We start from the raw sequence: 12,758 nt of genomic DNA, 5'->3' as shown, positions 1-12,758 counted from the left end.
CCGTTTATTCCTCTCGTGCGCTCCGGGCCTGATGGCCTTTGCGACAGGCAGCGATAAAAGCCTCAAACAGCTGGCGGGATACGGGATCCGTCAGACTGTGCCATTCCGGATGCCACTGCACACCAAGGGCAAACGGATGATTGCGGACACTCACGGCTTCCACCAGATTGTCCGGTGCGCGTGCTTCCACGGTCAGTACGTCGCCCAGACGGTTGGCTCCCTGGCCGTGAAGGGAGTTCACCTGAAACTGCTGATAATCGGGTAACAATTCCGAAAGTAAGCCGCCGGGTTCGATATGCACCGGATGCACCAGCGCGTACTGCTCGTCGTGCGGCAAAGAGGTGTCTTCGCGGTGATCCATATAGCCCGGCACGTCCTGCACTTTACGGTGCAAACTGCCGCCGGTAGCAACCACCAGTTCCTGCAATCCCCGACAGGCGGCGAACAGCGGGATTTTCTTCTCCAGCGTCGCACGGATTAACTGCAAACTCAGGCGGTCGCGGCCGGGATCGGCCAGCTCCTCGACACCTTCTTCACCGTACTGATGGGGCTCAATATTGCTGGGGCTGCCGGTGAGGAAGATGCCGTCCAGACCGCGCAGAATCTGGTCTATCGCGCCTTCGCGTGCTGCCAGTTCATGCGGAAGACAGACGGGAAGGGCATCGGCATTAAAGATGGCGTCCAGATATTTTTCATGGACAGTCAGGGCCGGGTTTTCATCGACAGTGTTCTCACACATAACTACCCCAATGACCGGTCTGTAGCGCGTCTCTTTTCCCGTGGATGTCGTGGAAAATATATTGCCCATAATACCGCCTCGTTGAGTAGATGAATTTGCTGACAGCACGCGCCTCCCCGCACGAAACTGCTCAGAATATTGACCTGTTATTGACCAATTTAGCAGCGCTACGGTCGCTTTTCAAACGGATATGTTGCGAGAATGTAGGTGTTGCAAATAATTAATGTTAAGGCTAGGGTTATTCATATGGCCGTTATTTTGAGCACATTCGAGAGGATCGCGACAACATGAGAGCACTGCGTTGAACAGGGTAATGACCCGGTAAAGATAACCGGCTGGCATCATGGTGGTGCCTGATATGCCGGAAACCAGCAAATGGCGGAAAACCTATGCAAGCGACTGAACTGATGAACGAAATCAAGAAAGAGATTAGCGAACCCCTCGCTAAGCACGCTGAAGAGCGAAGTAGCGCGTTCCAGGATGAAGTAACTCAGTACCTGGAGCGTCACCCGCAAACCCTTCACGTCGACGTCCTGCTCACCGATCTCAATGGCTCCTTCCGCGGTAAACGCATTCCCGTCTCAGCACTCCGTAAACTCGAAAAAGGCTGTTATTTCCCGGCATCGGTTTTCGCCATGGACATTCTCGGTAATGTCGTGGAAGAAGCCGGATTAGGCCAGGAGCTGGGCGAACCCGACCGCACCTGTATCCCGGTTCCCGGCACCTTAACGCCCTCGGCTTCCGACCCTGAACATATCGGCCAGTTGCTTCTGACCATGCTTGACGAAGATGGCACTCCCTTTGACGTTGAACCACGCAATGTGCTGAACCATATCTGGCAAACATTGCGCCAGCGGGGCTTGTTCCCGGTGGTAGCGGTAGAGCTGGAGTTCTATCTGCTCGACAGGCAGCGCGATGCGGAAGGTTATATTCAGCCGCCGTGTACGCCGGGGACGCAGGAACGCAGCATGCATACTCAGGTTTATTCCGTCGATAATCTGGATCACTTTGCCGATGTGCTCAGTGACATTGACCGTCTGGCGCACATTCAGGGATTACCTGCGGATGGCGCGGTGGCGGAATCTTCTCCCGGCCAGTTCGAAATCAATCTGCACCACAGCGAAAATATTCTGCGCGCCTGCGATTACGCCCTGATGCTCAAACGTCTGGTGCGGCTGGTCGCGGAAAATCACGATATGGACGCCACTTTTATGGCGAAACCGTATGACGAATATGCGGGCAGCGGGATGCATATCCATCTCAGCGTGCTAGACGACAACGGCAAGAACCTGTTTGCCGGTGCCGGTGGCGAAGATTCTGAGCTGATGAAACGCTCTCTCGCCGGAATGATTGCTTTAATGCCAGCCTCGATGGCGGTATTAGCGCCCAACGTCAATGCTTTCCGCCGCTTCCAGCCGGGCATGTATGTGCCGACGCAGGCGTCGTGGGGCCATAATAACCGTACCGTTGCACTGCGTGTCCCTTGCGGCGGAACTGCCGATCACCGTGTCGAATACCGCGTGGCCGGTGCTGATGCCAACCCGTATTTAGTGGTCGCCACCGTGCTGGCGGGCATGTTGCATGGACTGGATAACGACTTGCCGTTGCCGGAACCGGTGACCGGTAACGGTCTGGAACAGGAAGGTATTCCGCTGCCAATCCGCCAGAGCGATGCACTGTATGATTTTGACGATCAGCCGGCGCTGAAAAAAATCCTCGGCGAGCGTTTCTCGCACGTTTATCACACCTGTAAATCGAACGAGTTGTTGCAGTTTGAGCGAAGGGTGACGGAAACGGAGATAGACTGGATGTTACGTAACGCTTAATACAGTTAACGAATCCGCGCATCATGTTCATTGCTGGAAAAGAATTTGTAACTCAACGCCTCTGAATGTTGTCATTTATGCGTGATTTGTGCAAAATACGCCGCACTGCAGATAACCGACGCTTAAAGGCGCCGGTTATTTTTTTTATATATGCAGTACCCAAACTAATTCAACAGAGGCCGGACCCAGATCCGGATAGATAACAAGGTTCGTGTGCGATCCCAAATTAAAAACGGTCGCCACTATGAGGAAATGTAATATGGGGCAATACTTCAAACCTGTACCGGTGCCCGCCGGTACTACTTTCAGCTGCGGCCACATTCGCACAGCCTTCACCTCCGCGTTCAGCGACGTGAAGATCACTCCCCCGTTTACTGGTAATAACTCACGAAGTTTTCCCTGTACGTTGCTTTCAGAGGCGTTTAAGCGCCCGGTGTCTGCAATGCAGGGAGGGCTGAACCATGTCTGCTAATGCATCTGCCGCTCCGGCCACTCAGCGTGTACAACTGCGTAAAACCCTGACTCTGGTTCAGGTTGTGATGATGGGTCTTGCCTATCTGCAACCGATGACCATTTTCGATACGTTCGGCATTGTGTCCGGCCTGACCGATGGTCACGTCGCGACCGCGTATATTTTCGCGCTGATCGCCGTTCTGTTTACTGCCGTGAGCTACGGCAAACTGGTGCAACGTTTCCCGTCTGCCGGTTCTGCTTATACTTACGCGCAAAAAGCCATCAGCCCGCACGTCGGTTTTATGGTCGGCTGGTCATCACTGCTGGACTACCTGTTCATGCCGATGATCAACATCCTGCTGGCGAAGATCTACCTGGAAGCCATCTTCCCGGGCGTACCGTCATGGATATTCGTGGTGGCGCTGGTCGGCATGATGACCGCGTTCAACCTGCGCGGTATCAAGGTCGTTGCTAACCTGAACAGCATCATTGTTGTGGTGCAGGTGGCGATCATGGTGGTGTTCCTGGGTCTGTTAGTCCGTGGCGTTTACATGGGCGAGGGCATGGGCACGCTGGCGACCACCAAGCCATTCTTCAGTGAGAATGCGCACGTGGTGCCGATGATCACCGGGGCGACCATTCTGTGCTTCTCGTTCCTGGGCTTCGACGGTATCAGTTCGTTGTCAGAAGAAACGCCAAACGCGGGCAAAGTCATTCCGAAAGCGATTTTCCTGACCGCGCTGATTGGCGGCATCATCTTCGTGGTGGTGTCTTACTTCCTGCAACTGTACTTCCCGGACATCTCACGCTTTAAAGATCCGGACGCGTCACAGCCTGAAATCATGCTGTATGTGGCAGGTAAGTTCTTCCAGTCCGTCATTTTGTGCTTCAGCTGTGTGACCGTTCTGGCATCGGGTATGGCGGCGCACGCCGGTGTTTCCCGTCTGCTGTACGTGATGGGCCGTGATGGTGTGTTCCCGGAAAAACTGTTCGGTTATGTGCATCCGAAATGGCGTACCCCGACGTTCAACGTCCTGCTGGTCGGCGCTGTGGCGATGTCTGCGGTGACCTTTGATCTGGTGACGGCGACTGCGCTGATTAACTTTGGTGCGCTGGTGGCGTTCACCTTCGTGAACCTGTCGGTGATTTCACAGTTCTACATCCGTGAAAAACGTAACCGTACGCTGAAAGATCACATCAACTATCTGGTCTTACCGGTGATTGGTGCGCTGACCGTCGGTGCGCTGTGGCTGAACCTGGAATCGAGTTCGATGACATTAGGCTTAGTCTGGGGCGCGATTGGCTTTGGGTATCTGGCGTTTATCACTAATGCGTTTCGCAAGCAGCCACCGCAGATGAGCGGGGAGATTGCGCCGGAAGCTTGATTTTTGCCCTTTGAAAAGGGCAGGAAACTTTCTTTGTATAAAGGCCGCTGCAATGGCGGCTCTACTGTGCAGCAAGCCTCTGCAAAAGAGGCTTTTAAAGTAGCTTAGTGAAAGTTTCGGTTTTTCAACAACGGTTGTCATACAGCTTTTCGCGCCGAAACCGACGAGAGAGGAAAGTGCTTTTCCTCTCTCGACTCTCCTCGCTTTTTTCACTGCGCGCTTCGCTTGTTACAATGTTTCAGGTGCTATTGCGACAGGCTGGAAATCTTGCCGCTGCGCGGTACCTTCTCTCGGTCTTCGAGCCAAAGGTCTCGAAGCCGCTCCGTTCAGCAAAATTTCTGAACAGCCCGCACGATCTTAAATTCATAGGCAAACGGTTTTTATCTTTTAGAAATGTTGATTGGCGCGATCAAAAATGGCACCGAATGAACGGTTCGAGACCAGAGGCTCGAATCCTGAAGTTCGGGAATCGCGTAGCGATGACATTTTGCGCCATTCACTATTGCCACAGGATATGTCCGTCGTGCCAGCGATAGCGCGCAGTAAAAAAGCGGGGAGGAATCCAAAGGAGGGAAAGCACTTCCCTCCTTTGGGCGGTTTCGGCGCAACGAATTAAGTGATCACTGCACGTGAGAAACCGAAATTTACTCGGTCAGTTTTTAACGACGGGTGCTCACTGCTTTTGAAAAACCGAAATTTTCACTATTCCGGAAGGGGTTGTTCGGGAATCCCCAAAAATTAACCCACCAGTTTCTTCCCATATTCAAACAGCGCCTTGAGAAGCGCCATCTTCTCAACATCCCCCTCATGCAAGTTATACAGCGCCTCAAGCTCTAACGCATAATTCTGAAAACGTTCATCAGTGAGCTTCGTCTGCCGGTGCGCCATCCATCGCTTTTGCTCGGCATCCGTCAGCGTGGCAGGGTAGTTGCGCGCACGGAAACGGAACAACAGCGGCTCGATGCGGGAATCGTTAAAGGTCAGATCCAGTGCCGGAAGATTCTCCGGGCGGGTTTCCAGAATGATGCGCATCGCGGCGCGGTCGGCATCGCTGAAGAAACCATCATACAAACGGGCATCCACATCGTCAGACGGCGAAAATGGTTCGGCTTCGGCAAACATCGTGACCAATTTTTCGCGTACCTGCGGGTTCTGACGCAGCAGTTGCAGATTCTCGAGACAGCGCTGACGATCAATGCCCAGACGTTCGGCATTTTCCGGCAACAGCGTTTTTGCCGGTGCCAGCACCGGACATTTATTGATATGTACCAGCTTAATCGGCAGCGGAGATTGCCCGGCCTGTAACGCGTCGCGGCGGCTGTACAAACGCTCGCACATTTCATCAGGATTGAGATCTAACAGCGTCGACATATCACCGGCCAGATCGCACATGATCACAGCGTTCTTGTTTTCGGGATGCCACGCCAGCGGCGCGACCCACGCAGTATTACCGCGCGCGGCACCAAACATACCGGAAACATGCACCAGCGGTGCCATCGAGGGAATGTCGATCAGCGTATTCAGCTTATGCTTGCTGCGGTGTTCCAGCAGAAAACTGAACAAACGGGGCTGCGCCTGTTTCACCAGCTTCGCCATCGCAATCGTGGCGTACACGTCGGCCATCGCGTCGTGCGCATTCTCGTGTTCAATGCCGTTGGCTTTGGTCAGATGTTCGAGGCGGAAACTCGGGAAACCGTCATCATTTTCCGGCCAGTTGATGCCTTCGGGGCGCAGCGCATAACAGGCGCGCATCACGTCCAGCAAATCCCAGCGGGAATTGCCGTTCTGCCAGCTGTAGGCATACGGGTCGTAAAAGTTGCGATAAAGGATATTACGGCTGACTTCATCGTCGAAACGGATGTTGTTATATCCGACAATGCAGGTGCCCGGTACGCTGAAGGCTTTATGAATCTGCGCTGTGAACTCGGCTTCGATCACGCCGCGTTCCAGCGCGATTTGCGGGGTAATACCCGTGATCATCACCGCTTCCGGTTCCGGCAAATAATCATCAGAAGGGCGGCAATAAATGACCAGCGGTTCTTCAATGATATTGAAATCTTCATCGGTTCTGACACCGGCAAACTGCGCCGGTCTGTCCAGCGCCGGATTCTTACCGAAAGTCTCATAGTCATGAAAATAGAAGGTTTTTTGCGGTTTATCTGACATTAGTTAAGCAGGCCTTATTCAGTCGAAGGCACTTTACGCCAGCGTGATATTTCTGCGAGTCACGCGTGCAAAGCAAAGAGGAAATCACTGCCACAGAGAATACCATGGCTGAGGAAGATACTGAATGTTGGCAGGTAACACGCGGTTCAGGAACCTCAGTAGCCCGACGTTTCCAGCGCTGTGATGAGGGTTTCCGTGGTTATCTGATCAACGCGCTTGCCCGGTGACAAAATCTGGGTGGCTTTGTCATAATCCGGCCCCCACACAATATTGTTCTGATATCCCTGACCATACACTTTGTTGTTGTATAAACAGATAAGATTTTTATTATAAACCTTACACAAATGCACCACGGACGTGTCCGGGGAAATAACTAAGTCTGCGGCTTTAATCAGCGCGGCAGCATGCAGGAAAGAAGGGGACGAGAATTTAATTCCTGAAGCATTATCTATTTTTTCCAGCTGAGCCGGGGTGCCGATATACACCACCGTATTTTGAGCGTCTTTCGCCAGATAAGTTGTTATTTCTGCCAGTTGAGCCGGTGACATATCGCGGGCTTGTTCGGTGGAGTATGGATTAATGACCACTAATTTTCCCGGGCTCAGCGTGCTTAAAAATTGTGCGGTTGTGGCTTCAATCTCTGCCGGAATAGTCAGTGCATATTGCCACACGGAATCCGTGTAGCCCAGCGTATTAAGAACGGCTCTGTGACGCCAGCTGGTATGTTTATGCGGCTGATGGTAATCGATTGATATATCGTAAATTTTGTATTGGTTCTGGTTCAGCGTCAGTGCAATTTTCGGATTCAGCGCTTTAATGATTTTAAATCTGAGCGGGCTTAAATGGTTTTTATCATTGATATCAATCAGCAGGTCATAGGATTTAACCGGCATCTTTTTCAGGTCACTGGTTTTTTCAAAAACAATCACATTGTCGACCAGCGGGGAATGCTCGAAAATAAATGCCGTTCTTTTTTCGCACAGCATAGTGATGTTGTGCCCCTGCTGATGTAAGGCATTGACCAGGCCGCTCATGACAATCGCATCGCCAATACCAAACGCATTGCAGAGCATGACGATATTCATCTTCTCTGAGAAGGGTGCCGGTTCGCGACGTTTTATTTTATCGAGGAATAATAACTGGGCGTCGAGTTTGACTTTTTTCAGGAAAATATTCTTTTTCCTGTTTAAATGCCTGAGTTTTTTAAACGCCATTCCTTGAATTTCCTAATTTAAGCCAGATGAAAACATTTCATAACATATTATAACTGTCAGAATTATTTTCTGATTTTACCTAGGCGCAATCCGCCAAGTCAATCTTACCCCCAGGGCCTTTCACGTTTAACAGCATTCCCTTCCTCATTTTCCACTATCAATCGGCCAAAACCCTGACATAACCGGGGTGAATGCCTGTGGTAACTCGGCTAAACTACTGCCTACTTTGAATTCAAGCCTTACGGCAGGCCTAACGTGCGTCTCGACAAGAAAATTTCTCCGCTGGATAACGTCATTTACCGTAATTACCGCATTACTCACGGGCTGCGTATCGCCGTGGCGTTTTTGCTGACTTTTGTCATCGTGCGTCTGACTGAAATCCCCGAGGGCACCTGGCCGCTGATCACCATGGTCGTGGTGATGGGGCCGATTTCGTTTTGGGGAAACGTCGTTCAGCGCGTGCTTGAGCGTATCAGCGGAACCGTTCTAGGCTCGGCTTCAGGGCTGATTGCCTTATGGCTCGAACTGTATTCCTTTCCGCTGATGATGGTGTGGTGCGCTGTGGTGATGTTTGTCAGCGGCTATCTGACCCTCGGTAAACGACCTTATATGGCGCTGCTGATTGGTATTACGCTGGCGGTGGTCTGTGGCGCAGGGCCGGGTGATATGAATACCGCGCTGTGGCGTTCGGGCGATGTGATTTTCGGATCCCTGCTGGCGCTGCTTTTCGCCAGTATTTATCCGCAGCGTGCGTTTATTCACTGGCGTATACAGATGGCCGATTACCTGATGTCGCTGAATAAACTCTACAGCGCGTGGTTGTCGCCAAACATGCTCGAACGTCCGCATCTGCACGGTAAAATGAAAACGTCTATGAGCCAGATGATCAAGATGCGTTCACTGTTCGCGCCTGCCAGCAAAGAATCACATATTCCGCGCGAAGTGTTTGACGCGATCCAGACGCTGAGTCGCAATCTGCTGTGTACGCTGGAACTGCTGGCCGACGCTTACTGGAGTTCACGCGAAAGCCACTTCCTGATGCTCAACGCCCGCACCTTGCGAAGTGCGCAGTTGCTGATGCTCAGCACGCTGGAAAAACTCAGTCTGATGCTGATGAACGGTACGAAAGGTGATGAACTGACCATCAATCATCAGCTCAATGAATCTGCTGAAGAACTGAAAGCGCTGATGGCAGAAATGAATGCGGCAAATCATCTGGAAGCGCAGGTCTACGGTTATGTATGGCTGAGCGCGCAGGTGGCGGAACAACTGAAGTCTATGGGCGACCTCATCACCATGACGATGCAGAAAGAAGAAGCTCAAATAAACAGCGTTAAAACAACGAAAGCATGAAGGGATTTTTGTCTGTGGCCTAAAACGGGTAAGATGAAGCCATTGGACGATTATCTGAGCTCGCAGGCCAGTGTTTGCTACGCTACTCTTCAGGTGGCAAAAACGGGTTGCGACAAGTCAGTCACTGAATCTGTGTAACTTAATCGAAGGTGTTAAAATGGACAATATCAATAAGCCGAGTTTCCAGGACGTTCTGGAGTTTGTGCGCATTTTCCGTCGTAAAAACAAATTACAACGCGAAATTGCTGACAACGAGAAGAAAATCCGTGACAACCAGAAACGTGTTCTGCTGCTCGACAACCTGAGCGATTACATCAAGCCAGGGATGAGCATCGACGAAATCCAGGCAATCATTGCCAGCATGCGCGGCGACTATGAAGATCGTGTAGATGATTACATCATCCGTAATGCAGACCTGTCGAAAGAACGTCGTGAAATGTCCAAAAAGCTGAAAGCGATGGGCGAAATCAAAGCCAACGAAACCAAGTAATTTCGTCGCTTCTCAAAGCAAAAACCGGGTTGATACCCGGTTTTTTTACGCCTGTGATTCAGGCTATTCTAAAACGCGCACCGGTTTACCGGCCAGAAACGCCTGAATATCTTCCACGGCTTCGGTGAAATACACCTGATAATTGCCATCGGAAACGTAGCCCAGATGCGGCGTCGCCAGCACGTTGGGTTGTGTTCTGAAAGGGTGGTCAGCGGGCAGCGGTTCGACATCAAACACATCCAGCCCGGCACCGGCAATCACACTGTTTTGCAACGCATCAAGCAGGGCGGGCTGATCAACAATCGCGGCGCGTGAGGTATTGATCAGCAGAGCGGAGGCTTTCATCTGCGCCAGTTCCTGCGCACCCAGCAAGTTGCGCGTGCGGTCGCCGAGCACCAGATGAATGGACACCACGTCGCTGGTTCGCAGCAACTCTTCTTTCGATGCGCATAACGCCACGCCATGTTCTGCGGCGCGTTCTGCCGTCAGGTTCTGGCTCCAGGCACAGACGTCCATGCCAAACGCTTTCGCTATCTGCGCCACTTTCTGACCAATTTTACCCAGCCCCAGCAGACCCAGTCGCTTGCCGCTCAGGCCAAAACCGACCGTACTTTGCCACGGACCGTTCTGGCGCAGCGCATTATTTTCTGTGACCAGATGCCGCGCCAGCCCGAGGATCAGTGCCCAGGTCAGCTCAACCGGCGCGGCCTGTCCGCTGCCGGTACCGCAAACGGTCACGCCATGCTTTTTTGCCGCTGCCAGATCTATGGAAGCATTGCGCATACCCGAGGTAATCAGGAGTTTCAGTTTGGGCAGACGGGCAAACAACGCCGCGGTGAACGGCGTCCTTTCACGCATTATCACCACAATCTCAGCGTCTTTCAGCGATTCTGCCAGCGCGTTTTCATCAGTAATATGTTCTGTCAGTGCGCGGCATTCCACCTGCGGCGTCAGTGAGTGCCAGTCAGCCAGCGAAAGGGAAACGTTCTGGTAATCATCAAGAATGAGGCATTGCAGTGGCATGAAAATCCCTTATCTGAAAATAATGATAAAGAGATATAGCACTGAAACAGCCGGGACGTGAAGTGTCCCGGCCGGAGGTTATTGTCAGAAACTGTAATCGACAGCAGCGAAATATCTGCGGCCATCTTCGTTATAACTGTAGTCGTCGCGGTTGAGATCTTTATCGGTCAGATTCAGCACCCCGGCGCGTATTTTCACTGCTTTATTCACCGCATACGATCCGCCGGTGTTCCAGATGGTGTATCCGCCAGGCGTGGCGTTGCCGTCAGTGACGGTGCGGCTTTTGCCTTTATAGTTGGCGGAAAGATAGAAGCTCCAGGCATCCAGCGGTTTCCAGTCGAGCGTCGCATTGCTGGTATGGAATGGCAGTTCGGACAACGGTTTGTTGCCGCCGTTACTCAGGTCGCGGGCGTCGTTGTAGGTGTAATTCAGCTTGAGGTTCAGCTGGTCGGTTAGCGGTAAACCAAGCTCGGTTTCCAGTCCGCGGATCCTTGCTTTATTCACGTTGTAATACTGGAAGATCGGATTGCCGCTGGCGTCGAAACCCACAAAGTTCTGATAGGTCGGTGCCAGACTGCGGTTGGCGGTACGGATAACCGTGATCATGTCGTCGATGTCATTCTGGAACACCGTCGCACTGGCGGTCACGTCTTCCAGCAAACCTTCCTGACCGGCGTAATACAGGCCGAATTCCACGCTTTCGCTGGTTTCTGCTTTCAGATCCTTACTGCCGACCACGTTACAACTTCCGCGGCAGGAGGCGCTTTGCCAGTCCGGGCTGAGCTGTAACAGAGAGGGCGCTTTGAAGGCCGATGCCCAGCCACCTTTCATCGTCACGGTGTCGGTGGCGTTATAGACCAGATAGGCACGCGGGCTCCAGTTGACGCCGTAGTTTTCATGGTCATCCATGCGCACGCCGCCGGTCAGCGCCAGATTTTCGAACATCCGCCACTCATCTTCCAGGAACAGCGCGTACTGATTAGCCTGCGTGCTGCCGCCATTTTTCATGTTCACGCCGTCTTCCAGTTTGTCGTTGCGGTATTCGCCGCCAAACGTCAGGAACTGGTTGTAATCGCCGAGGGGGATCACTACTTTGCCGTCGAGGGAGTTGTTTTTCGAGGTGATGGTTTCGGCGTTTTTGTTCTCAATGTTTTCACCGTAGAAACGCAGTTCGGTATTCGCTAAGCCCCAGCGACCATTATGGCCGAGCGAGTAGTTTTCGCGTTCGATTCGGTTTTTATCCAGCGTGTCTGAATCGCGGTCCTGACGGTCCATCCCGTAACCGAAGGTGATGTCCTGATCTTCATCCGGCGTCAGCGAGAATTCAACGTTGGCGTTGCGCGACGTGTAACCTTCGATACGCGGCTGACCGGTGCTGCCGCTGGCAGAACTGGCCTGATCTTTCTCACGTTTACCGAGCGCGCCGTAAACTTTCACGCCCAGTAAATCGTCAACCAGCGGGCCGCTGGCGAAGAAGTTACCGTTACCGCTGTCGCCGCGATCGCGGTGTTCCTGAACGGTGGTGTCGGCGCTCAGCGTGCCGTGCCACTTTGTGCCGACTTTGCGGGTGATGATGTTGACCACGCCGCCGAGTGCGTCAGAGCCATATAAGGAAGACATCGGCCCGCGCACCACTTCGATGCGTTCAATAGATTCAGCGGGGATCCAGCTCAGATCGAAATCGTTATGGCGGAAAACCGCGTTGCGCGAGTTGACTCGTTTGCCATCAACCAGAATCAGGGTATAGCCGCTGCCCAGCCCGCGGATGCTGACGCCCTGACGGTTATCACTTTCATTAGTGATTTGCACACCGGGAACATCTTTCAGCACGTCTTTGAGGTTTTGTACCGGTTTCTTTTGCAGATCTTCGCGGGTAATCACGCTGATACTGGCGGGGGCATCTTTAAGATTTTGTTCGATGGAGGAGGCTGTCACCACCATCTGATCTTCTTTTTCTTTCACTTCGCTGGCGTCTTCCGCCATCACCGGCATCGCGGCAGCAATCAGTTGTGCGAGCAGCCCGGCTTTAACCGCCGGTGTAAATTTAACCTTAGCCATTTCTTCTCTCCGTGAGATAAAAAGCCCCGGCAGCCCGGGGCAGCGTCCCTT

At 52.6% G+C, this 12,758-nt stretch carries 9 protein-coding genes; 4 read left to right on the top strand and 5 right to left on the bottom strand.

The annotated features are described in order from the left end of the window. Positions 1-4: 4 nt before the first annotated feature. Entirely contained in the window at positions 5-808 is an 804-nt protein-coding gene (gene puuD, locus CKQ54_RS16755; RefSeq protein ID WP_120161306.1) for a gamma-glutamyl-gamma-aminobutyrate hydrolase, read from the bottom strand. A gap of 338 nt (positions 809-1,146) precedes the next feature. On the opposite strand from puuD, the gene CKQ54_RS16750 reads away from it, so the two are divergent. Both CKQ54_RS16750 and CKQ54_RS16740 read left to right on the top strand, forming a co-directional pair. Next, a complete protein-coding gene (locus CKQ54_RS16750; RefSeq protein ID WP_120161461.1) occupies positions 1,147-2,565 on the top strand; it encodes a glutamine synthetase family protein in 1,419 nt (472 codons plus the stop codon). Positions 2,566-3,026: 461 nt separating this feature from the next. Next, positions 3,027-4,403, top strand: coding sequence for an APC family permease (locus CKQ54_RS16740; protein WP_120161309.1), 1,377 nt, complete (start codon positions 3,027-3,029; stop codon positions 4,401-4,403). 738 nt (positions 4,404-5,141) lie between these two features. Here the strand turns inward: CKQ54_RS16740 and sbcB are convergent. Both sbcB and CKQ54_RS16730 read right to left on the bottom strand, forming a co-directional pair. Continuing rightward, positions 5,142-6,569, bottom strand: a complete 1,428-nt coding sequence (sbcB, locus tag CKQ54_RS16735; protein ID WP_120161311.1) for an exodeoxyribonuclease I — start codon at positions 6,567-6,569, stop codon at positions 5,142-5,144. A gap of 155 nt (positions 6,570-6,724) precedes the next feature. Next, the gene (locus CKQ54_RS16730; RefSeq protein ID WP_120161313.1) at positions 6,725-7,783 is read right to left on the bottom strand and encodes a glycosyltransferase family 9 protein; all 1,059 of its coding nucleotides are present in this window, start codon (positions 7,781-7,783) and stop codon (positions 6,725-6,727) included. Between the two features lie 255 nt (positions 7,784-8,038). On the opposite strand from CKQ54_RS16730, the gene CKQ54_RS16725 reads away from it, so the two are divergent. Both CKQ54_RS16725 and CKQ54_RS16720 read left to right on the top strand, forming a co-directional pair. Then, positions 8,039-9,136, top strand: a complete 1,098-nt coding sequence (locus CKQ54_RS16725) for an FUSC family protein (RefSeq protein ID WP_112291615.1) — start codon at positions 8,039-8,041, stop codon at positions 9,134-9,136. Between the two features lie 157 nt (positions 9,137-9,293). After that, a complete protein-coding gene (locus CKQ54_RS16720; RefSeq protein WP_013574907.1) occupies positions 9,294-9,626 on the top strand; it encodes a DUF496 family protein in 333 nt (110 codons plus the stop codon). Positions 9,627-9,689: 63 nt separating this feature from the next. On the opposite strand, the gene CKQ54_RS16715 is transcribed toward CKQ54_RS16720, so the two are convergent. Then, positions 9,690-10,649 carry a D-2-hydroxyacid dehydrogenase family protein gene (locus CKQ54_RS16715; protein ID WP_120161315.1) on the bottom strand — a complete coding sequence of 320 codons (960 nt, stop codon included), beginning with the start codon at positions 10,647-10,649 and terminating at the stop codon, positions 9,690-9,692. An 84-nt stretch (positions 10,650-10,733) separates the two neighbouring features. Further along, the gene (gene cirA, locus CKQ54_RS16710) at positions 10,734-12,707 is read right to left on the bottom strand and encodes a catecholate siderophore receptor CirA (RefSeq protein ID WP_120161316.1); all 1,974 of its coding nucleotides are present in this window, start codon (positions 12,705-12,707) and stop codon (positions 10,734-10,736) included. Positions 12,708-12,758 lie beyond the last annotated feature (51 nt).

This window comes from Rahnella variigena (genome assembly GCF_003610915.1).
Lineage (GTDB): Bacteria > Pseudomonadota > Gammaproteobacteria > Enterobacterales > Enterobacteriaceae > Rahnella > Rahnella variigena.
The sequence above is the reverse complement of the archived record's forward strand: the minus strand, read 5'-3'. Positions and strand labels throughout refer to the sequence as shown.

Excerpts from the sequence above, each read along its gene's own strand:
- CKQ54_RS16720 (WP_013574907.1), top strand. The coding sequence starts at position 9,294 with ATGGACAATATCAATAAGCCGAGTTTCCAGGACGTTCTGGAGTTTGTG.
- CKQ54_RS16730 (WP_120161313.1), bottom strand. The coding sequence starts at position 7,783 with ATGGCGTTTAAAAAACTCAGGCATTTAAACAGGAAAAAGAATATTTTC.
- cirA (WP_120161316.1), bottom strand. The coding sequence starts at position 12,707 with ATGGCTAAGGTTAAATTTACACCGGCGGTTAAAGCCGGGCTGCTCGCA.
- CKQ54_RS16750 (WP_120161461.1), top strand. The coding sequence starts at position 1,147 with ATGAACGAAATCAAGAAAGAGATTAGCGAACCCCTCGCTAAGCACGCT.
- puuD (WP_120161306.1), bottom strand. The coding sequence starts at position 808 with ATGGGCAATATATTTTCCACGACATCCACGGGAAAAGAGACGCGCTAC.
- CKQ54_RS16715 (WP_120161315.1), bottom strand. The coding sequence starts at position 10,649 with ATGCCACTGCAATGCCTCATTCTTGATGATTACCAGAACGTTTCCCTT.
- CKQ54_RS16740 (WP_120161309.1), top strand. The coding sequence starts at position 3,027 with ATGTCTGCTAATGCATCTGCCGCTCCGGCCACTCAGCGTGTACAACTG.
- sbcB (WP_120161311.1), bottom strand. The coding sequence starts at position 6,569 with ATGTCAGATAAACCGCAAAAAACCTTCTATTTTCATGACTATGAGACT.